The following is a 20,147-nucleotide window of genomic DNA, read 5'->3' as shown; positions in this document are numbered from 1 at the left end:
AATACATCTAAGTAGAGGCAAAAACAAGCTGCTAAAGTCTGGATTTTTCCAGACTTCAAGTACAAGTAAACCAGTAATGGATAATGAATAAAACCAAAAATACTTAAGAACCAGTTTATTTTACGCAGGTTTTAAGCTGGCTTCTCTGAATACTCGTTCACATTTTTTTGAAATCTCATCTAAAACTTCAAAGCTTGTTAAAGCTGACAAACGGATCGAAAGGAGTTCACGACGTAATGACTCTAACCCTTCTGTATCCAGGTTAACCTTTCGGTTTCCTTGGCCATTGTTTGATACCGGTATGATGGAATCTATATTCAGCGTCCAATCGTAATTAGCGATATCTAACCCTGGGGTGACGGCAATATCGCCTTTGAAGTAAGCGGTACATTCCCTTAGCGATAACATAGTTTCAAATTGTAATTCAATATGGTCGACTTCGGCCTGAATGTGTTCCAAACCAGTGAAGTTAAACTTCAAAATAATGAATTTTTCACTCATAACTTCCTCTCAAATATTTTTACCATCCAATCGCTCGAAGTCTGGATGGTATGGTTAGCAAGCTTAATAAGCCGTTTGCGATCCATCATTAACGTTGTCTTTGTGATGGGCTTTAACTGTTGATGGCCGTTAAGTGCTTGCTCGATTTCCAATAAGCCAATAGTTAACTGCAGGTGGTCCGTGATTATATTGAGCCCAATTATATTGAACTGTCTCAAGGGTACGATTTTGATATGTATCTCTTCAGATAATAATGTTAGCTTATTCCGGCACTCTGCAGATTCGCTCAGTAAATTTTCAATTGACTTCATTTAACCTGCCCTTTTAATCTCTTTCCATGTTCATAGATGAAAATTGATGATGTGCTCGTTCTGCATCGGCTTGAGCATTTGATTGTCGCTGATCCGTTAAATCTCTTAAGTTACTGTCGACTGAATGAGAAATAGCTGCATTGAAGTGTGAGGTAACTACACTGTTGAATTGCTTACTATTTGATGAGTACAGGTGGTTTTTCTCTTTACTGCATCGAATAGTGGACTTGGTGATATCATGCAACTGATTGCTAGTCACTGCACACGCTTCTATTTTAGAGAGCGCGTGATGATAAGCCGGAATATCTAGGCTAGGATCTAACTCAATGATCAACTCCGCTATTGGGGTATCACTCATGGTTGAAAATGCGGGACCCATCATTGATTGAACCAGATTAATTTGCTCCACACCTTTCTTTGAAACAAAACAGTCTATGATTTGCAGCTGTGAATACAGCGGCGCGAGTTTTAAGTTCGGTTTGTTATTCACACTGAAAACACCTTAAATTATACTTACTTTAAACTATATAGTATTTTTCAGAATAGTTCGAATTAGCTTTTAATTACTGATGGTTAAACGACATGTCTACTAAGTGAAAAATTAGTGAACTTGAGACTGCATAATGGCGGAGAAATCATCGACAGATAAGCCTTTGTAGTCTTTACCCGGTGTTATGGTTGAAAAGCCCGTAAATTTAGTACCATCATGGTTAAGCATCGCCCAAGCTAGTTCACTGTCCCTGTATGCTAATTTTGACGGCAACCCATCATACATCGCACTAAAAGCTCTAACCACTTCATCTGCCACATTCGTAACGCTTGTCATATCTGAATCAAAGTTGGTGGATAGGTCAACAATGATGCCAAGGTCATTATTAACTATGTTGTGATAGAAGCTTGTTACTTTTGTTGGGATGGATTTCTTGATGACTTCCAAAGTGGCAACATTTTCATGATTTTGTAGGTAAATGGACATGGGCGACCTCTAATGATTATTGAGAGGTCTTTATATCACATGAGTTATCGTCGATTGGGCGTTTAGAGAGTCTATTTTCCAGAATGGAAATAAAAGTAAAATGAATTAAATACAAACAAATGACCCACCATTATTGCCAACGATCATGCCATCATACAACATGCTATCTGCGTCATTGCCCTCTGCGGCGATATAATGACGACTCACGGTAACGGCATTGCCGCTTACAGAGTATTCTAAATTTGTTTTACGGTAGTTGTAGACTAATTCCGACCTTTGTTTCGCATCTGGCACTTGGGCTACTATTGAAAACAATGTTCGTCCGTCAGCTATAGCTCTATTTGAATTGGCTTCGAATGACACGGTAGGGCGTCGGATAGTAATGATGTAATTGTAATTATGGGGATTGTAATTCATGCCTTCATCGATAAACCCTGTTGAGGTTAATTTTGCTACCGATGTTGGTGGCACTATTCCGTTTTTAGAGCATGCTATTTGAAAGTATTGGTCTAGTCCTTTAAATAAATGCTCTTGTGAATTAACAATGGATTTGTATTGCTTAGCGAAAATTTTACGCTTTTCAACTTCAAGCCACATTGACAAGATAACGGTCAATGAAGCTAGGGCGGCCGCAAAAAACAAAGAAGTGATAAATCCTCTTTGTCGTGATCTCAACATTAAATTACGGTTCGCCCCATATGCCATAGTTTATGGCCCTTCCATCGAGAATGTAGTGCCTGATACCGTGAATTGATGTGGTTTAAAGGAAGACTTAACACGTTCAAGGATACGTACATTAGGGATAGAAATCGTTGTATTGAACTTCGTTGTATCAGTAGCAACGTCTATACCATAGTTCTGACCATTTGCCGCTCTTTGAGAAAAACCTTCAGGTAATAAATTGGTTAAATCTGCAAACTTTATGCCTGTAAAATCTGATACTCGTCCATACTTCGATTTAAACGCAGCTTCATTGATAGTATTCAGTCCAGCAATGATTTCTGTTGCTTCGGACTGTTCATTCATGGATTTAATGGCTGGTAAAAAGAACAAAGTCGCTAGGCCCAATACCCCGACAACGATTACTGTGTACTCCAAAATCCCAAAGCCCATAAAGCCGCCTTGTTTCTTTTTCATGTTTACATTTCGAAAACTAACATTCATAAATTGATCCTCAATAAACCTAAAACTCATTTAAACTACTAATTATAAACCAAGAGCAACTTTACTTGATTTAAATTCATTACTCAACTCGATTACCATTAAATCCCAAGGCTTGCTTGAAATAAAAAAGCTGATGCTGCTCCTACCATCAAAGCTGTCAACCCCGAAATAAATGCACACACAACCAGTATAAAAGTTGACGTATAACTCAACGCTTTCAGAATTAAACTGCGTCCACCTGCGTTAACTACCTCTAACGCTTCTCGAACACCCGTTGCCCCGCCTTCACCTGCAATTTGAAGGGTAAGTCTTAATTGTTTAGGTAATAAACCAGTATCAAGTTGTTCGGTACCTCTTCTACCCTCAGAGAGTCTGTCACTCATAAGTTGGAGGTGGTAGCGTTCGTACTTGGTTGCCGCTGCTCCCAAGACTTTTATCGCATCACTGGATTCATATTGAACGTAACTAATCAGAAGTGTTAAACCTGAAAACACGTTCAAACCGGAAATGTATTTGTAAATAATGAATGGAGGAAAGAACTGGTCCCACTCCATTCGTTTCTCATTAACCCAGTTTTCATTTAACCAGCGGATCGTTAAGTAGGCACTAATGATTATGGCAAGTGACAAATAGGAATAATCAACCACAAAATTCCCTAAGAGATATACATTGTGTGGAATGTCGATGAATCGGTCGATTTCTGGATTTTCCGCCTTTAGAGCAAGGTAATATTCTGAACCTTTTTTTGCTGCCACCATTGAACCCCATAGGCTTAAAATGGAAGCTACCATTTTAAATCTAACACTGCGCTGAACCTTAGCTACTTCTATCGCACTAAACGTCGCTTGTTTAATTGCAATATTAAGGTTTTCTTGGGCGTCAGCTGACTCCGATTGTGATGTAGATGCAGCCGCTCTAATGATCATAGTAAAGCTAGATGAAAAGATATCAGCCATCGCTCTATGTAGTTGTAACCCCTCTTTAGTTCTTTCCAGTAATAATTTCGATACTGCTATAAGTCGTGCTACCCCTATCGCATCTGAATCTTGATACAACCTGTTCATGATGGTCAAAACTTCTACGTTCTCTTTTTTATCTTTCTGTCCTTGGATAGAAAGAAAATGCATTAAAAACTGTGCTTGCTGCTTTTGTGAAAAACCGCGCCTAATTGAGAAAGCTTCGCGTAAAGTGAGCACGCTAGTTATCGACAATGCCGCAGGGATTTTCTTTGCCTTAAAATCACCGTCTAACCAGGATTCGAATTTATCTAACATGCTTCACCTCAAGAATAGTAAGAATAGATGTCGTGGAAGTGAGGATCATATTCTTCTTCTTCCAATAGCCCATCAATTTCACTTGCCGCCATGAAAATATCGATTTCACCCTTTTTGGCTTTAAAAATTGCTACATCTTTCATTGATACCCAGCCTCTCTCTCGTAACCATGTTTCCAACCCTGTCGTTTTGTTTTTACGAATGAAATCTGTCATTGCAAGAGTCGGCTTGATGAACTCAGTGATCCCCACCATGCCTTTTACACCATTAGTGCAAACACAAGCTTTCGGCTGTTGGCTTGCCAAACATGGCGTTTGCTCAATGTTGGCAAATCGGAGCTGGCTATAGTCTTTAAGATCGCCCATCACTTGCTTGACGATTGCTTGACGTTCAGCGGATATTTCCTCGAATACAAGCGCACATTTCTGGCAAGTTTTGGGGGCCAATCGAGTAGCTACCAGTAATTCCAATAACTTCGGTGTTGTTAAATCTTCGAGAGGTACACCAATATCCAACAATCGATCTATGATTCCAATGGCAGAATTGGTGTGTAACGTTGATACGGTAATGTGACCAGTCATTGTGGCTTGTATTAATGTTTCAGCTTGCATTAATGTACGTGTTTCACCAAGCATGATGAGCTTTGGTGCCAAACGTAAAATAGAGGATAGGAATTCATCCCACTTCTCTTTAGGTTGGCTCATCTGCATTATGTTTGGGTTAATTTCGTTGAGTTTCAATTCCACAGGATCTTCTAGAGTTCGTGCGGTTAAATCTTGCGGGAAGTAATATAGAGCTCCACCTAATAAAGTGGTTTTGCCTGAAGAGGTCGGCCCAGTAACCAGAGTCATACCTTGAGGTTTGTTGAAAGCTTTTTTGAACGCGGATTTTACTGGTGCGTCTGCATTCAGCTGGTCTAGCGTCAACGGTGTTTCAGTTTTTACCATTCGAATTACTAGACCTAAAGCATTCTCGACGCCATCTATAACAATAGGCACTTTTTCAGCACGGAGTTGGATTCGCTTTGTATGGTTGTCTTTATCTTTCACATTTGCTTTAAAAGGGATAGATTGAGGTGAGTCATAGTTAATATCACCGCCGCCCTTATTGGTATTGATCGCTTGTGAAATCAGGCGATCACCCATCTCTTGTCCTTTAACAATACGCAAATTTGATCGTACCCGCTTATCGACAATATAATTCACGACAAGATCATGACCGAGTACAAATTGAATATCACTTGCGTTTACGTCATAACCTTTTTGTACTATTTTTTCGAATTCACGCTTTGCAACAGCTGTAGTTTCTTCAGAGTTTCGATTGACGCTATGAATGGCCTTGCTTTCTTCTGCCGTTGTCATTAACGCATCAAAGTCTTCCTGTGTAACAATTTTAAATTTTGCTTTAGTTTGGCCACTTTCGATTAATTCAAGTTTTAATTTTCGTGCAATGTCATTGTGCAGCTTAAGGCTTTCTTTCGTCATAACTAGCACGGCTGATCTAAGCGGTATAATCGGAATTTCATCCGCAGCAAAAGTCAAGTACTTTGCCATATCAATATCCGATAAGGCATAGGTTGTTTCAAGTTTGCTTTTTAGTTCAAGCATTCGGGTGTCAATAGGTTGCTGTTCGGGTCCCAAATTGGAAATTGTCTTTTCTGCAGCGTTAGGTTCTATTAACCAGTCTTTAGACTCAGTGATTAATGCTTCTTCGGCGTCTGGTTCTAAGTTATTGATGGCTTCAAATTGGTCAAAACTAATTGCTTCTTCGACTGGGATATCATTAGACAATGGATCTATATATTCATTGAACACAGCTGGCAATTTCTCTACTTTGGAACTTGTATCTGTCATGTATATTCCCTCTTAATTCCAACAAAGTTTTGCTAATTCAGGTGAGTCCAATTGCTCAAATTGGCCATCTCGTACCATAACGCAGCGCTCATCATGGTCTATAGACATCAGCATAAATCGTCCTGCAAAAGTATGTCCGACTTTGACGTTTTTATAAGGTTCCCCACCAACAGTAATATAAATATATTGATCGATGATGCTTTTAACTCTTAAATCAGAAAAGCCCAACACTTCAGCTTCAGTTACGGATTCAATTCTGAAGCCGTTAGAGTCTGACAAGTCTAGGTCGCCATTATTTGTGTAGTCGCTTAGCGAGCCGCTATTGCTTGGATTTAATGTTTTTTCTGCGTTACCATTATTGGTAACCTCACCATTTTGATAGCGTTTAGTATCAACACTTGCTTTTACTGCTTGGTAATTGTCATTGTTGATGTCTTTTTGAAGGCTTACCTCCATTGCTCGTAAGCGTTTCGCGTGAATCGATAATCTTTGAATACCAAATAAGGTAGCTGCATCTTCATCTTCACTTTTGACTCGTTTTGCTAATAAATGAAGATTGGCTAGATCGTCGTGAGCTACAGCGGTAAGAATTGGTACTTCATTTAGCTTAGGTTGATTAGTAACCGGTTTTTTCGGTATGTTCGTACTTACCCCTGACTGAACTTTCGGGTTAAGTTCTGCTTTAGAAAATACAGATTCGACCTCTGAATTAACAGAAGCAAAATCACTGCTCAGTCCAAAAATTTGTAGCTCGCTTTCAACTCGATATCCTACAAAACAAAGGAATAATAATAGACAGACTAAGGCTGCATTCCGCTTTCTTGAGTCAACCTTATTTGAGGTTTTTTTAGTCGACTTGCTTTGTTCTTTTTTCATCTTCTATTCCTTTATTTGGAGCCGAATACTTTGATTAATATATTCCCGGTGTAGCCAAAATCGCATCCACCTTTTGCTTCTGAAGTTATGTACGTTTCTTCATTTCCAAACGACTCTTGGGTGGATGGGTCCACAGGTTCACTCTTAATAAATTTCGGATTGATTGCTGATACTGAATGAAGCGCGTAATTGCGTTTGGCGAATTGTGTGCTTGCATACAGAAAGTCTTCAGCCATCCAACAATTGAATTCCAACTTTACGAGGTGTACGTAATATTGCCCTTTTCCGTTCCCATTCACTAATGAGTTAGAAGTGGACATTTTAATATCATCAAACATCCAATTCATTGCATCGTGTATGTAATTTTTTTCTTCGGTAACTGACGTTAAATACACACTTTCATTAATTGGCATTTCTTGAAACAGAGCGTCTATCTGTGTTCCTTTATCGCTGTTCCAGTGTCTAAGCTTCATTCTGTCGGAAAATTCGTTCAACCGTTGGTTTGTGCCTCCTGTAGATGTTGGATATAGCTGAATTAAGTTATTCGACATTTCAAACTCCGCGATAGCCCATCCAAGGCTTCGACCATTGAAGTTGGTGTTGGCCGAATTAAACCCTTTAAGGATCGCAGAAACTCTCTGCAACCCGTATTCAAGTTGAAAGTTTTTGTTCTTTGTTATTTCTTCTCTATAGGCACGCCAAGGTGATTCAATTTTAACTTGATTGGCTTTAAGAGCTTCTTGTTCAGCAATTATTTTCTGTTGCTGATGGAATGAAAATAATTGATACGCCCCAAACGCAGCAAACACGCAAAGTGAGTAAACAAACTTGGTTTGGATGCTTCGATTGACGCTATATTTAGCACCGTTCGTACGGCAAAATAGCCCAAAGTCAACATACAAATCCTGAGTCTTATTTATAGAGAGATCGGTTAATATGGCGAAGTGACTTTTAATGGTTGCTGGTGGCCTATTCTCTGAAGGATCGTTATCGGCTTCATCATGAATCGCGTCAAAATCCAATTTAGCCTCACCAAAAGAGATTACATTGCCATCAAGCTTTAACTCGCCATCATTCGCTGTAGAAAGTAGTCCTTTTGTCGCGTCTGAAACTGTGCTGTTATCAGCATTTTCATAGACAAACCGATTTAGAACGGCATTACCATCAACTAGGTATACCGGCATTAGTTCATAATCGACAGCTTGTAGAGACATTTCAATTTCGATAAACGCTGACATAGCGTCATTAATGTCTTCAAGAGTGAAATACTGATCAAAAGCTAACAAACCCGACGAATCAAAAATGGTTACCTGGACCGTGTTACCAAGGAATTCTATATAAGAAAATCCTTGATTCAATTTTGCTTTACCTAACACGGATTTTTTTATCAGTTGAGGTAGGATGAATCCACTTTCTTTAGAGTAGTAACTGTTCGTCGGCTTCTTTAGCAGAATACGCCAGTGTTGAGGGTTCTCTATGTGGCAATGGATATATCCGTCAGTACACATATTCTTTATCTTCCCTGCCCCGAGAGGCTTGGAATCAAAGTGCTTATATTGTTTATAAGTGAGTATTTCTTCGTAGAATGCAAACATAGCTAACCCTTACGAGCGTGGGCGGAAAATATATGGTGTAACGGTAATTATTGTTTCAATACGCTCACTGTTACCATATTCACTGCTTGCTAGGAGTTCAGACACACCTTTACCACGTCGTATAGACTTTGTTTCACGACTTAACCCTGAAAGAACAAGAGTATCGCCTTGTGTGACAGTGAATTTAGAGTAGAAATCTTTTTTGGATGTTCGAGGAGATTCTACGTAGCTTGCCTTAGTGTCTGTTTCTCCAGATTGCTGTGTTGTCGTATCACCATTACGAGTAAGCTCAACAAGAGAACTTATATTGGTAGCCATGCGCATTGTTACGTCATCTTCAAATATGGTAGGCATGACATAAAGTGAGAAACCTACATCCAAGTTATCTTGCGTTATAGAACCTTCGGTACCTACATTTGCCGTGCTTTCCGATTTACGCTCTTTGATGAAGTAGATGTTTTCAAAATCAGCTAACTTAGATGCTGTGTTTGGTTGCATTGTCTGACGTGGCATTGTTCTGTTGGATACTTTCCCGTAAAACGAAAGAGCTTCGGCTAATAGTTTAGAGCCCGCAGCTTTACCTCTAGTTAGTTCAGCAGAGATAATATTTGTTGGAAGTGATGTGGAAGCTCGGCCGATTTGGGCTGCAGCTTTACCCGCTTTCACGCCACTGTTAAAAGCGACACCGCCAAGGTCAGCAATAACCGCCGCGACATCAAATGCTTGTTGACCTTCATTCGTCATTTTTACTTCAATGATATCGATCTCTACGTAAACATTCGTTCTGAACATGTCATTACGTTCATCTACAATAATTTGCATTTCATCTAAGACAGCAGGGGTATCTCTAACCGTTATCGTCGAGGTTGCTTGATTGAGGTAGATAGGGATATCTTTTACATCAATCTCCCCAGCTTCTTTATCCTCTGCTTTACTAGTTTGTGTGATATCTTTGTCTAGGTCGGGAAGATCTTCGATGTCCTGAACGCTATTTTTAGTGAGAGTTGCCGATGTGCGGAAACTTGAATATGTTAGAAGTTCTTCGTAAACACTTTTCAGAGACTCAATTTCACCATCTGCATTCACGTATTCAGTATTCGAGTTGATCGTCGCATCATCTGTATTTGATTCCCCTTTACCTTTACCTTGACCGAAGTAATCACGCCCAGGCCCAGTTGCAATCTGGAAAGTACGAGTTTCGTACATGCTCCAAATTATTTTGTTCGGTTTTGGTATCTGGAAGGAATAGCCTGATGCGGCCGAAATTGATTCAATAGCGTCACCAATAGTTTTGCCTTTGAATGACACTTTAAAATTCTTATCGACATTGCGACCCAGCGATACGTTAACACCGCTTGCGTCCTTGATAAGCACCATGCCTAAAGCGTCTTTTAGTGGTATATCAGAGCCCACAAGCCCTTTTACTGGTTCAAACCACCATACCGGTTTTTTCTGCTCACTCTCTTTGATTGGAGAGACAAACAATGAATCAGAGATCACTACATTACGATAGAGGGGTTTGTCTTTTCTGAGTTTATCAAGAAGGCGTATTTCTTTAGAAACTTCCGCTTCGACACGCGATTGGGTTTCCTCTATTTCGTTATATGATGAGCAGCCCGACAATATAGATATTGTTAAAGCACTTAGTAAAAAATGTTTAATATTCATGAGGACCCTGCTTAGTTTTTAATTCGAAATTCAACAACGTTATTAATGTGTGTTTTTACCCACAATTGATGACTGCTTTCCCAAGGGCGAATCATTTGGTCTATTAGCATTAGAACGTTTTCACCCTTGATATCGAACGAGTTATACATTCGAATTGAGGCAGGGAATTGTTCAGGGAAATAAGAGATCCCTCTATCGGTGTGGCTAAGTAAATGTTTAACATTTTCTTCCAGTGTACCAGCGGTCAGGGTGTATTTTATTTGCCCGTTTGGTAGCACTTTGAGTCGCATGCTTCGCGTTGTGGTAAGTTTCAAATATTCAGGGTATTCATTATCCATGTGAAATTTATATTGCTTGGAGTTCGCGAACTGTAGTCGGTCGTATTCTTCACTGGAAATGCCAGGTTTCTTAGTTGCGTCACCCGCTTCAAAATTTGAAGAATTAGCTGTATGTTCTTGCGCACCTAGCGTGCCGGGAACAGCCGTAGTTTTTTGTACAGGTTCGATTTTCGACGATATTTCCTCAACCTGTGCTAATGAGCTGGAAGAAATTACGCTTCCTAAAAAGGATAATGTAAGTATCGAAAGAGGTTTGAGCATGTGTTCAACTTCCCTATTGTTAGTAGCACTGGCTAATTAGTTGCTGTCGTAGGTCTTCACTTGTTTGGTGAAGTTGCATAAAAATAATACGACTGTCTGGATCAATTTCTGTATAGAAACTTAAGTGAGGGGTATCTCTCGTTAGAGTGCAGGCTATAATCGAGACATCACGTCTTAAATCAGCATCTTTAATGGAGTCACTAAAGCGAATAGGTTGGTTTATTCGTAGTGACTTAAGTGAATCTTCAACAACCAATTCATCTGACCAATTTAATCGGTAATCCCAATGCCTCAAGAGATAATTTGCAATTGAGGTTGCCGCTTTACCGCTTGGTACATAACGCTTTGAGTCTGGAAAATACTTTTGTTGAAGTTCGGCGGCTTGAGCGTTTTTCTCGGTATGTTCGATAAGAGCTGTGTACTCTGCTTTTTTAATCTCAGCCGCTCGTTTCTGTTCTTCAAGGGCAGAGGTTTTGGCTTTGTGTTCTTTATCGATTTGCATCTGACGTTTATTCAAGATCTCGATACGGCGAGCGTGATCTCGTTCGTTTTTAGTCAGGCTGTTAAGTAGGGTTTGATTGTTTTTGGCGATAGTATCTTTTGTTAATTGATCATTCTTAGCTATCTTTTGAGTGGTCAATTTTTTGTTCTGTTCGATAATTCGATTCGTCAGCTCGTTATTCTTAGCAACCTCAGTGTCATATTTATTTTTGTGGTAATTGCGGCTCCAAGTAACTCTTGATTCGATTTCTCTGCGAGTCTCCTTTACCTCTGCAGCTTTGCGTAGGTCAGCTTCGAATTCGATATCGTACTGATGCTGTGAAAGTTCAAGATTGGCTTGTGCAAGTAAATCGTGCCAATTGTAACGATTTTGCTGTTCTAAAATGCGAGGCTGTACGTAATGAATACCAGAATTGATAATTCCGTCATTGGCGCGAGTAATGATTAATTGCTCGTTTTCCATATCCACTAAATACGCTAATCCATAACGCAGTCCTGCGTCATCTATAATCTCACTCCATCTAGGTTTTACTTTTGATTCATTGAAGTGGATGTTTAAATCGCGGTACTTTGAGTCGGTAAATTTTACATCCCACCCGCGCATTAGGTCACGGTTGAGGTTTTCCATCTGGATAGTAGATGCTAAAGCACCACTACTTGCGACGATTAATAAAGCTGTCACAAGCTTTCTCGTAATTTCCATTTAAAAAGGACTCCACAAACACAAAGGCATTAATGGTTTACACTATATATTATTTTTAGGTGTTTTTTAACGATATTTACCGCTTTGTTGCCATTTTTTTAGCCCTTGCCATGTGCTTTCTAAATCTTCCCAAATGACCCTTTATGCTTTTCTTATATTTTTCATGTAGTTGAGGATTATTACCCTTGTAGTGGTAATGATAGTTCGCTGCGGCCACCAGCCATATATTTTCGTTTGGCTTACCTTGAATTCGTAGTTCTTTTAAATACTCTTTTTTTATTAAATATGCTGTCGCGTAAATTGAAAAGCATGGGTCTTCCATTAACTTCTCTGGCGTTACAATAGTCAGGCCATCGCTATGAAAATCTTCAATTCGCAAGTCGTTAATACAACCTACTCCGTAGTCTTTAGACCCATTTGAGTTTTCTAAGTAGCCGTGCAGTGGCCCACTTTCTTGCCTTAGAACCGCTAACAGTATCCATTCGGGGATCTTGTACTTCTTGGCGGAATCCGTACCACACTTCATGTATGGTGTGAGCTGTTCCAATTCTTTCTCGTAAATTAGCGAGCGAATCCCCATTCCATATGCTTTGTTAAAAGTAAGAGTAACAATCAATAATAATCCGATTGTTAAACATTGATTGACGCTTAACATAGGCGGTATTCGTGACCAAAGTGGCCTATAGGACTAATCAGGCGTGGTGGTAAAATAGGTTCTTCAGATAGGTTTAATGATTCCCACATCTTCTTTGTCTTTAACAAGCTCCGCTCTCTTACTGCATCACACTGCCCAGTATCGACATTAATGTAGACCGTTTCTTTAGGTTCATTGATCGATATGTCGACTTGGTACCCTCTTGATAGCTGGGTTAAAATAATTTGCATTGGTTCGCCATTTGCTCGCCAATTAATTTTCATTTCTTTCAGTTCAGGATTAACAAACTCAACGTCCATTTTGTTGTGCGTAATATTCTTCAGTGCCGATTCTAAACGCTGTGACCTTGCTCTTCCTTCTATCAAGCCCAACTCTGGCTTGTTTGGGTTGATTTGCACTTCTTTTGCTATAGCTGGAGGTGCCTGATGTATATGTAAAGCAGCCTGTAAGTACGAACTTAATAGAGAAGTTCCAAGGCCAATCGTTAACAATAATGTTTTTTTCATATATCCCTACTTTTGTTCAAATCCAGTAGATGCTGTCCATATTCTTTGCTTTCTTATGGTTAGCGCTCTTCTTTTGTTTCTTTTTCGCTCCTGGTAGTAAAACCAAGCTTTGAGTATTGGGATGTTCATTTTTTTAAATAACATCCAAACCAGCAGTTCGATGCAGACTAAGAAGATATAAGCTGCAAATGAAGCGGGGATCAAAACAAAAAACAATTGCACCACTATGAGCAAAAAAAGTGGGTATGGGATCATTAATACCGAACCAACATATTTAGTGTTGTCACAGTACGTGTTGCCCTCAACTGGTTTGAACCCCAGCTTATTCATTTCTTCTTGTGCTGTTCCCATTACATAACTCCTTTAGTGGGAAAGAACTGCCATGTTGTACGTTGTTTTAGTAATTAGACCTTCGCTGAGCGCCTTACTAGCACTTTGTTTGAAAGGCTGACCATATTTTTCGACGGCAAGGTTAATGCCTTGAATTAAGTCTTCATTCTGAAGAGAAAGTAATTCATTTTTCAATTCAGCAGAAAACACGAGAATTTCCTGTATAGGGGTCACTTTGCCATCGACCGTCGGTGCTAACCATTGGTAAACCCCCATATGCATGTACTGGAGAGTTTGTCGGATAATTCCGTACATCTGGCTAGGGTCTACTTCATTTCCGATTCGAGTAAATATATTGGCAATGGATTTGGCGTGCATAGTAGTTAGCCCGTGATGACCGGATTCTGAAATTTTTGGTAAAGTTTCGAATGTTTCCTTTTCACGACTTTCACCAAGAAAAATTGATTCCGGTGAGCAACGAAGTGCATTTTTCAACCCTTCATGAAACGTTTTGAAATCACCAAATTCACCAATGGTGTGTTGCCAAATAGGATTGATGCCAGAAATAACATCAAATTGAAATTCAATTGGTCTTTCATAGCTTAATATCACTCTAGGATCTTCATTGTTTTCTTTCATTTCACGTAAGATAGAAGCGCATAGAGTGGTTTTACCGCTACCCGTTTGACCACAAATGACGACTAAACCTTGAACCGGAGCTGCATTCTTTCTGATAATTTCAGGAACATTAAGATCTTCGTAACTTGGCGGTATTACAGGTAAATCTCGTAGCGTTATTTTTAACCCTCGCCCTTTCATCGAATTCATGGTGCAAACATTGACACGATTTCGAAACGGAAGTTCTTCATTACTTGGGTCATCCACCACGTACGCATCGTCTATTTCATGCCCGGGTTCAAACGCATATGACCTCATTTCAGCGCTAAACATATGCTCAGTTATCTCACTTACTTCAGCTTGTGAAATGGGACGTTTTAACAGAGGCATTATAACGGAGTGTTTCTTTCTAAGAATAAATGAATCACTAGCGATGATCAGGTCTGCGTAACCTCCGTGACGATGCAGAATACGGATCAACTCATCGATATCGTTTCCGGTTATTCGATCTAATTTAGCGATGCTTAAATACCCTTCGTCCTGGTAAATTGTTTGGTCGTGTAGTTTTTTGGGTACGTGTGCAAGTTGCCAAGGAATAGATATAGCTTCCGGCATTAGGTTACTGGTGTTTTGTACATCCAAACCAACTTTTTTAAGGAGATCCAAGGTAATACCTATTTAATTCTATTGATCAAATCGTAAACAGATCTTGGTAATAAATTATCAAGTGGTGGGAGTTGTGGTATTGCTCGCCAATTGGTTGGGTCATGAATCATGCGTGGCTCTACTTGAATGGAAATAGAACCACCAAACAACTCTAATTTATCTTTTGTGCCAGATACAGGAAGTGAACTTTCATGGTAAATAGGAGCTGATATTAAACCTGAATCTCTAAGCATTACGTAAGTGATAACACCTTGTACATCATATAAGCCGCGTGTCAGCTGATACTTTGCGTTCTGAATGGCAATTTGGATACCATCATCCCAGCCGCTATGAAACTCTTCTTCCCAGACTTCGATTTCATCACTGGTTTCGGGTAGTAGCTTTTGGCTGCGAATGGTAGGAGATTTTCCATTAAAGCGAACGTAATCTCGCCATGATGGAGGCGAATCAATAAAATAGGGGTAAGATTGGATATAGTAAGTTTTATCAGCGTATGTAAAAGCAGTTTTCGTATTATCCAGGTATGTTTTTCTACCATCAATTTCCGTTACAATCGCTGGCATTACAAGGTAACTCTTGTATGTCATTAAATACGGAGATAGATCATAGATATCATCTAGATATTTTGAGCTGTCTTCTAGAATTTTTTTAATTTGAGACTCTGCATATACAATGCCGGCTTCCACCCCATAGCTTTTTGCTTCTAAAGCCATGCTTCGTGAGATGATGTCTAGCTGGTCTGTCTTGTCAATTATCCAATTGTTTGATTCTGCTGTTTGGAGTGAATCTCCACGACGTAGATTTTTAAAGTAATCGTAAATTTTAGGATTGGTCTGTGCTTGAGCTATTGGAAGTCCGGTGGTCAACAAAGCTCCACACATCAATATCGCTTTTATCACAACCCACCACCATAATTTATCATTATCACGCCTTTCTTATGTTCGTTGGGCGTTTCCCAAACATGAACATCAACACCTCTGTTGTCGATTTGATTTGAGATATCATCAACTATGTCAATCGCACTGCGTGAGTTAGCTTGAAGCTTCACCCAGAGGGTTTCTGTGTTATTTTTAGCTCCAAATTCTTTGTATTCGTAATCTGTTAATTGGGCTATTAGTTGGAGTGGTTCTTCTGCTTTCCCGTAGAACGCATTCATCGGTATGATTCGTTCCAAACCTTCAGGTACATTGAGATTTGGCGTGTATTTCTTAGCTTGAGGGTTTAGTCGGGCCATAGCTACTGTATGAGCTTGAGCAATCTTCTTCGAGGCCACGGCTTTTTCTGCCAATACTGCGAGTGTCGTTTCAAGTTCTTTTGAAATGTATGCTTTATCATCACTGTTACCACTCACAGATGTAGACTGACAACCAGACATTACCATTGAGAATATTAAAACCTGAAGAATCCTTCTCATTTCACCGTTCCAATTACCAAAATATGCGTTTATATTATATAACTTAATCGGCAAGTTCAATTGTATCAAGGCGACTAATCATGGGTGACACTAACGAATTTAAAACATGCCCAATAATTACGGCGTTTGTAGACAAGGGAGAAGTGACTTCATTTGATGGTGGGTATTTCATAAAACCCATGAGTAATTACAATTTAGAAAGGCTAAATGCGATCCTTACTGGGTTCAGTAAGGAGGTGGGATTTAATTCAACCTCATTAGCAATTTGGCGTGAAATTATTACATACACCCTTAAAAATCATGCAGTTAATGTTAAATCCTCAACTTGGAAGCGTTACCGTATCAGTCTCAATAACGTCCTAAACACTGCTCTTTCTAATGATCTTGCCCCTGCTACATTTTTGCGTAACTTACTCGCTGATATTTCTCTTGTGAAAGTCGATGAAGTGGTTTCAAAAAAAAATGAAAAATCAGAACGAATATTTTCGAATGACATCTATAAGTTGAGAATGGCAGCCAAGTCTCATATAGAAAGAATGGCCGTTCAGTGGCTTGAAGTTGGAATATTAACCAACATCCGTCCCAATGAACTTGATGGAGCGGAAATCAATTATGATGGAGATTCCCCTACCCTTGACGTTCTCAATACTATAAAAAGTGATCAATCAAAAAAAATGATTCAATCTGGCTTAATGGCGACGACTCGAAGTATCAACTTAAGTCATCTTTCATTATTGGATATGTTAATGTTAGAAAAGTTTATTATAGAAAGTGGTCGAATTATTACGGCTGGTGGCTACGAAGCCTTTTATGAAGGTATTAGACAAAAGCTTTTCGCTCTATCGAATAAACATCTTGGCTATTCTCTATCTTTATCTGTAGGCCGCACTCAGTATGCCGCTAACCATCGAGCAATGAACCCAGGCTGCAATCGAGAACTTGCAGACCAAATGGGACATACAGATGTAATGAGAGCTTCTAGGAGTTATGGTAAGAAAGCGAATGGTTATGCTAAGATCGCAATTATTCCAAGCGAGGAAGTTGAGAAAATTGAAGGATTGCTAGGTAGTGATCAATACGAATGATGTATGCCTGCAATCAAAAGCCAATCCCCCTACCACTGGTTCGAAACTTAGTACAGTTGTGGCATTATATTCGTTGCACTTTTCATTTCCTTGATACTCTCATCAGATGTTTCAGGAGCTGCTCCATATGCGATCCCATGCTCTTTTATGTGTTTTAAGTTTCGCTCAACTATCGCTAGACCCGTTTCTATACAGTCACACCAGCGTCCTCTCGTTTTGATTTCTACAGGAATATTTTTCACCATCTTCTTGACGGCTACATTCATATTATTCATCACTTCATCGAACACAGACAATGCTCTCTCTTTTGGTATATTAAAGTGGCCCGTAGCGAGTTCAACAATATCCATCTTGCTCGGAAAGTGAGTGCCATTTATGGACAATGCTGAACGGTAAATACCTTTTTGAGTTTCTACGTTTAAGTTACCGGTAATGACTAGCGGCGTTAGTATCACATCATAAATTGGGCTCACTTTATATGCATACGTGCCATCTTCCTGTTGGTTACCTAAAACGGTAATATTTTTTAGGTGCAAATCATTATTATGAAGTAAATACGAACCTATGATTTGCTTATAGATATCATTGAAGACCTCATTGGTAACTTTTTCTGAGAAGCGCTTTTTAACATTGGAAGCTACGTCTTCAAATGAGAGTTCATATTTTTGGGATGAAGTGGTCATGCAGACTGCACCTAAATCTAATGAAATCGTTTTTTGAGGGTTTTCATCAGAAGCGTAGGGAATATCAAAGCGTTCCGAAATAAGAAACGGTACGCTTTGCGAGTTGTCTATAACCTCGGTAACCTGATTAACAGCCGTGGTTAAACTCGACTGCAAATTATCAAAGAAGGCCGTTTCATCCACAAAGTCATCTCCTAGGCTTTGGTTGTTTATCGTCGCTTCGCTGATCGACTTTTCATTAATCAAAGATTCTTCGCCTGTGTATGACACCATTTCATTTTCATAACTCACCATCTGAAATTTACTTACGTTTAGGCCTGACTCTTTAAGAAGTGTTAACCCCAGCCATTCAGCAAGTGTGATCTGGTCAAAATCCGGCATAGGCATTTTAGCAATGTGAGTAAAACCATCGTTACCTCGTTGTCTTTCAATGTGTTTTTCACCATTTTTTTCATAAAGAGTTATCGGTAATTTAAATTGAGCCCCTGAAAGTTTCGCGCTTTTCTCTCCTTGCATAAGATTAACCATGTCACTCTTGAAGTTTTCTTTATCGATATGAGGGATACCTTCAAAGAACCCTTTAAATATTACGGCATCATCGATAGTAGTTGAATGTAAGCTTGTTGAACCACCAACAAACATGGGACTCGATGGCATTTTCCATTCTTTCTCCAATGCATGAATGGAGTCGCTAGGGAACTTCATTCTTGGCGCAATAGCGGTAATAGGAATGCGTTGTATGTTGACGTTACCGATAAGCATTGTTGCATTGGTAATTTTATTCATCGGATTTCTATCTATTCGACCTGCATCTTCAGGGAGTAAGCTATCAAAGAATGAGTTTTCGATAGATTTGACCATTGATGAATTGGTGTATGAAGCCCAGTCGTCAGGTCTGACTTTTATCATTCCGTTATTAGTGACTACCACATCGAATAGGGATTTGTTGTAGTGAGTCAGGCTGAATGCATCTTTTGTGAATGCTCGTAGGTGGTTGACTTCAAGTTCAATATTTAATTGCAGTACGCTCCTTTGATCACTGTTCAAATACGATTTTAATTTAGACAGGTTATCTAGCGTATGACTCAGATTTGGGAAGTGAGCTTTCATCTTAGTGATGTGCGAAGCTGACCGTAAAACAATCGTATCAAGGTCTGTAATTGAGTTTAGACCTTCGATGTTACGAACAGCATTGATAACGATCTTCTCTAACCCTTTCTCTGTTCGATACATTTCTGCTGGAAAAGTTGCTAAGTGCGACAATGGGGTGGGTTTGTAATTATGTAGTGCGGCAAGGCTTCCTCTAACCTTCTCTATATTTTCGCTAGAACTTATTGAGCTAAAGTACTTAAACGCCGACCTGCTAAAAAACTGATGTCTTAATTGATTCTTACTTTCAACAAGCATGGACAACTCTTGCTTGTTGATCAGTTCACTTTCAATTGTAAAAATCACATTCTCGTGGCCATCTGTTAGGGGCGATGTCGAAATATGAATAGTATCCGTATTGTTGAGCGAATAACCTTTGATCGAAGGTTTAGCCGTGCCGGTTTGGGTAAATTGCCCCAATTCATTACTTAATGGTTCCATTAACGATTCAAATCGTTGTTGTGGTGATGGCCACAGTTGAAGCATTTTGAAAATGAGTGGCATTTCTCTTCTAAGAGTATATTCGATCAGGTTGGCGTTAGATGTGTTATTTAAGCTAGTTTGACTGTCAATATACAAACGTGTTGTTTTACCGTTAGCCATTATCGGGAGCACCTCCCCTGTAGCTGTTAGTCTATCCAACTTGACTTGTGAAGCGGTAACTCCAGAAATGTAAATATTGGCATTCATATTCGTCACTCTAAATTAAATTTCTCATTTACAGTATATATTATATTTAAGATATCGATTCTGCAATCAAAGGTGAAACCAGCGCCCGCCTTGGTATCTTAGCTTTTTCGCTCCATTCGATAAGTGTGAAGTTAGCAGCCTTTAATTTGACCTTTCCTGAAGTCTTTTCTAGGGCATATTCTATCGCAGTGTCTTTGTTGCCTATTAAACAGAAAGACCCAGTTTCACTCTCGACTCCTTCTGTGTTAAAAATGGCCACTAAATATCGATTATCTTCTTGTTTCATGTCTTAGTTCCATCTACTTAATTTTTGATATCTTGTAAGGAGTT

General features: G+C 39.4%; 21 protein-coding genes. 1 reads left to right on the top strand and 20 read right to left on the bottom strand.

What is annotated here, in order from left to right; all coding sequences use genetic code 11:
- Nucleotides 1-120: 120 nt before the first annotated feature.
- From AB4496_RS03665 to AB4496_RS03580, 18 genes are all read right to left on the bottom strand, one after another.
- A complete protein-coding gene (locus AB4496_RS03665) occupies nucleotides 121-501 on the bottom strand; it encodes a hypothetical protein (RefSeq protein ID WP_102257472.1) in 381 nt (126 codons plus the stop codon).
- A gap of 324 nt (nucleotides 502-825) precedes the next feature.
- The gene (locus AB4496_RS03660) at nucleotides 826-1,302 is read right to left on the bottom strand and encodes a hypothetical protein (protein ID WP_102257470.1); all 477 of its coding nucleotides are present in this window, start codon (nucleotides 1,300-1,302) and stop codon (nucleotides 826-828) included.
- Nucleotides 1,303-1,413: 111 nt separating this feature from the next.
- On the bottom strand, nucleotides 1,414-1,788 hold the full coding sequence (locus AB4496_RS03655; RefSeq protein WP_102257469.1) for a hypothetical protein: 375 nt from the start codon (nucleotides 1,786-1,788) through the stop codon (nucleotides 1,414-1,416).
- A 105-nt stretch (nucleotides 1,789-1,893) separates the two neighbouring features.
- On the bottom strand, nucleotides 1,894-2,493 hold the full coding sequence (locus tag AB4496_RS03650; protein WP_102257468.1) for a hypothetical protein: 600 nt from the start codon (nucleotides 2,491-2,493) through the stop codon (nucleotides 1,894-1,896).
- Nucleotides 2,494-2,496: 3 nt separating this feature from the next.
- Nucleotides 2,497-2,925: a hypothetical protein gene (locus AB4496_RS03645; protein WP_133151960.1), complete on the bottom strand. Its 429-nt coding sequence runs from the start codon at nucleotides 2,923-2,925 to the stop codon at nucleotides 2,497-2,499.
- Nucleotides 2,926-3,050: 125 nt separating this feature from the next.
- Nucleotides 3,051-4,226, bottom strand: coding sequence for a hypothetical protein (locus tag AB4496_RS03640; protein WP_102257466.1), 1,176 nt, complete (start codon nucleotides 4,224-4,226; stop codon nucleotides 3,051-3,053).
- A gap of 8 nt (nucleotides 4,227-4,234) precedes the next feature.
- A complete protein-coding gene (locus AB4496_RS03635) occupies nucleotides 4,235-6,079 on the bottom strand; it encodes a GspE/PulE family protein (protein WP_102257465.1) in 1,845 nt (614 codons plus the stop codon).
- A 12-nt stretch (nucleotides 6,080-6,091) separates the two neighbouring features.
- A complete protein-coding gene (locus AB4496_RS03630; RefSeq protein ID WP_102257464.1) occupies nucleotides 6,092-6,955 on the bottom strand; it encodes a hypothetical protein in 864 nt (287 codons plus the stop codon).
- Between the two features lie 11 nt (nucleotides 6,956-6,966).
- Nucleotides 6,967-8,313, bottom strand: a complete 1,347-nt coding sequence (locus AB4496_RS03625; protein WP_372130598.1) for a hypothetical protein — start codon at nucleotides 8,311-8,313, stop codon at nucleotides 6,967-6,969.
- A 246-nt stretch (nucleotides 8,314-8,559) separates the two neighbouring features.
- Nucleotides 8,560-10,218, bottom strand: coding sequence for a hypothetical protein (locus AB4496_RS03620; protein ID WP_102257462.1), 1,659 nt, complete (start codon nucleotides 10,216-10,218; stop codon nucleotides 8,560-8,562).
- 11 nt (nucleotides 10,219-10,229) lie between these two features.
- Complete coding sequence (locus AB4496_RS03615) at nucleotides 10,230-10,817, bottom strand: hypothetical protein (protein WP_102257461.1); 588 nt, start codon at nucleotides 10,815-10,817, stop codon at nucleotides 10,230-10,232.
- Nucleotides 10,818-10,836: 19 nt separating this feature from the next.
- Entirely contained in the window at nucleotides 10,837-12,021 is a 1,185-nt protein-coding gene (locus AB4496_RS03610; protein ID WP_102257460.1) for a hypothetical protein, read from the bottom strand.
- A 76-nt stretch (nucleotides 12,022-12,097) separates the two neighbouring features.
- Nucleotides 12,098-12,676, bottom strand: a complete 579-nt coding sequence (locus AB4496_RS03605) for a hypothetical protein (protein WP_102257459.1) — start codon at nucleotides 12,674-12,676, stop codon at nucleotides 12,098-12,100.
- Nucleotides 12,670-13,182 (bottom strand): hypothetical protein, encoded by a 513-nt coding sequence (locus AB4496_RS03600; RefSeq protein WP_102257458.1) that lies wholly within the window; start codon nucleotides 13,180-13,182, stop codon nucleotides 12,670-12,672. The genes AB4496_RS03605 and AB4496_RS03600 overlap by 7 nt, the downstream gene beginning before the upstream one ends.
- A 6-nt stretch (nucleotides 13,183-13,188) precedes the next feature.
- Entirely contained in the window at nucleotides 13,189-13,533 is a 345-nt protein-coding gene (locus AB4496_RS03595) for a hypothetical protein (RefSeq protein ID WP_102257457.1), read from the bottom strand.
- A gap of 12 nt (nucleotides 13,534-13,545) precedes the next feature.
- Nucleotides 13,546-14,796: an ATPase, T2SS/T4P/T4SS family gene (locus AB4496_RS03590; RefSeq protein ID WP_102257456.1), complete on the bottom strand. Its 1,251-nt coding sequence runs from the start codon at nucleotides 14,794-14,796 to the stop codon at nucleotides 13,546-13,548.
- A gap of 8 nt (nucleotides 14,797-14,804) precedes the next feature.
- Nucleotides 14,805-15,695 (bottom strand): type IV secretory system conjugative DNA transfer family protein, encoded by an 891-nt coding sequence (locus AB4496_RS03585; RefSeq protein WP_133151958.1) that lies wholly within the window; start codon nucleotides 15,693-15,695, stop codon nucleotides 14,805-14,807.
- Complete coding sequence (locus tag AB4496_RS03580) at nucleotides 15,692-16,210, bottom strand: DotD/TraH family lipoprotein (RefSeq protein ID WP_133151957.1); 519 nt, start codon at nucleotides 16,208-16,210, stop codon at nucleotides 15,692-15,694. Before AB4496_RS03580 ends, AB4496_RS03585 begins: the two co-directional genes overlap by 4 nt.
- Nucleotides 16,211-16,290: 80 nt before the next feature.
- Here AB4496_RS03580 and AB4496_RS03575 point away from each other — a divergent pair, with 80 nt between their 5' ends.
- On the top strand, nucleotides 16,291-17,295 hold the full coding sequence (locus AB4496_RS03575; RefSeq protein WP_102257453.1) for a hypothetical protein: 1,005 nt from the start codon (nucleotides 16,291-16,293) through the stop codon (nucleotides 17,293-17,295).
- A 47-nt stretch (nucleotides 17,296-17,342) separates the two neighbouring features.
- Here the strand turns inward: AB4496_RS03575 and AB4496_RS03570 are convergent, their stop codons facing one another.
- Together AB4496_RS03570 and AB4496_RS03565 are read right to left on the bottom strand one after the other, a co-directional pair.
- Complete coding sequence (locus AB4496_RS03570; RefSeq protein WP_157936393.1) at nucleotides 17,343-19,730, bottom strand: HipA domain-containing protein; 2,388 nt, start codon at nucleotides 19,728-19,730, stop codon at nucleotides 17,343-17,345.
- 133 nt (nucleotides 19,731-19,863) lie between these two features.
- Nucleotides 19,864-20,103, bottom strand: coding sequence for a hypothetical protein (locus tag AB4496_RS03565; protein WP_102257451.1), 240 nt, complete (start codon nucleotides 20,101-20,103; stop codon nucleotides 19,864-19,866).
- Nucleotides 20,104-20,147: the final 44 nt, after the last annotated feature.

Source organism: Vibrio sp. 10N.222.46.A1 (assembly GCF_041473595.1).
GTDB classification, from domain to species: Bacteria; Pseudomonadota; Gammaproteobacteria; order Enterobacterales; family Vibrionaceae; genus Vibrio; species Vibrio tasmaniensis_A.
The sequence above is the reverse complement of the archived record's forward strand: the minus strand, read 5'-3'. Positions and strand labels throughout refer to the sequence as shown.

What these genes read in the sequence shown, in the direction of transcription:
- AB4496_RS03565 (WP_102257451.1), bottom strand. Translation starts at nt 20,103, where the DNA reads ATGAAACAAGAAGATAATCGATATTTAGTGGCCATTTTTAACACAGAA.
- AB4496_RS03655 (WP_102257469.1), bottom strand. Translation starts at nt 1,788, where the DNA reads ATGTCCATTTACCTACAAAATCATGAAAATGTTGCCACTTTGGAAGTC.
- AB4496_RS03580 (WP_133151957.1), bottom strand. Translation starts at nt 16,210, where the DNA reads ATGAGAAGGATTCTTCAGGTTTTAATATTCTCAATGGTAATGTCTGGT.
- AB4496_RS03595 (WP_102257457.1), bottom strand. Translation starts at nt 13,533, where the DNA reads ATGGGAACAGCACAAGAAGAAATGAATAAGCTGGGGTTCAAACCAGTT.
- AB4496_RS03600 (WP_102257458.1), bottom strand. Translation starts at nt 13,182, where the DNA reads ATGAAAAAAACATTATTGTTAACGATTGGCCTTGGAACTTCTCTATTA.
- AB4496_RS03615 (WP_102257461.1), bottom strand. Translation starts at nt 10,817, where the DNA reads ATGCTCAAACCTCTTTCGATACTTACATTATCCTTTTTAGGAAGCGTA.
- AB4496_RS03605 (WP_102257459.1), bottom strand. Translation starts at nt 12,676, where the DNA reads ATGTTAAGCGTCAATCAATGTTTAACAATCGGATTATTATTGATTGTT.
- AB4496_RS03635 (WP_102257465.1), bottom strand. Translation starts at nt 6,079, where the DNA reads ATGACAGATACAAGTTCCAAAGTAGAGAAATTGCCAGCTGTGTTCAAT.
- AB4496_RS03665 (WP_102257472.1), bottom strand. Translation starts at nt 501, where the DNA reads ATGAGTGAAAAATTCATTATTTTGAAGTTTAACTTCACTGGTTTGGAA.
- AB4496_RS03650 (WP_102257468.1), bottom strand. Translation starts at nt 2,493, where the DNA reads ATGGCATATGGGGCGAACCGTAATTTAATGTTGAGATCACGACAAAGA.
- AB4496_RS03645 (WP_133151960.1), bottom strand. Translation starts at nt 2,925, where the DNA reads ATGAAAAAGAAACAAGGCGGCTTTATGGGCTTTGGGATTTTGGAGTAC.
- AB4496_RS03630 (WP_102257464.1), bottom strand. Translation starts at nt 6,955, where the DNA reads ATGAAAAAAGAACAAAGCAAGTCGACTAAAAAAACCTCAAATAAGGTT.
- AB4496_RS03570 (WP_157936393.1), bottom strand. Translation starts at nt 19,730, where the DNA reads ATGGCTAACGGTAAAACAACACGTTTGTATATTGACAGTCAAACTAGC.
- AB4496_RS03640 (WP_102257466.1), bottom strand. Translation starts at nt 4,226, where the DNA reads ATGTTAGATAAATTCGAATCCTGGTTAGACGGTGATTTTAAGGCAAAG.
- AB4496_RS03575 (WP_102257453.1), top strand. Translation starts at nt 16,291, where the DNA reads ATGGGTGACACTAACGAATTTAAAACATGCCCAATAATTACGGCGTTT.
- AB4496_RS03620 (WP_102257462.1), bottom strand. Translation starts at nt 10,218, where the DNA reads ATGAATATTAAACATTTTTTACTAAGTGCTTTAACAATATCTATATTG.
- AB4496_RS03610 (WP_102257460.1), bottom strand. Translation starts at nt 12,021, where the DNA reads ATGGAAATTACGAGAAAGCTTGTGACAGCTTTATTAATCGTCGCAAGT.